The sequence below is a fragment of the Curtobacterium sp. MMLR14_002 genome (assembly GCF_001864975.1).
Classification (GTDB): Bacteria; Actinomycetota; Actinomycetes; order Actinomycetales; family Microbacteriaceae; genus Curtobacterium; species Curtobacterium flaccumfaciens.
Genome location: NZ_MJGT01000096.1, coordinates 1 through 216, shown reverse-complemented (window position 1 = coordinate 216; position 216 = coordinate 1). Strand labels below are relative to the sequence as shown.

Annotated in this window: 1 protein-coding gene; it reads right to left on the bottom strand. The window is 71.8% G+C overall.

Going from position 1 to position 216, the window contains the following annotated elements:
* Positions 1-216 (bottom strand): hypothetical protein (locus BIU91_RS19025; RefSeq protein ID WP_171907861.1); only part of this gene is annotated, 216 nt, incomplete at both ends.

Below are 216 nucleotides of genomic sequence, written 5' to 3'. Positions count from 1 at the left end.
GCCTGGCCGGTGCCGGTGAAGGTGGGGCGGGGGCCGGTGGCGGTGCCGTTCATCCCGGGGGACGTGACCGTCAACGGCGCTGCCGTGGCGGTGATGGAGAAGCGGACGGGGGCTTCGCTGGTGGCGTTGCCGGTGGTGGTCTGCTTCGCGGTGAGGGCGTAGCTGCCACGGCCGAGGTCGATGTTCGACGTGGCGGTCCACTTGCCGTCGGTGTTG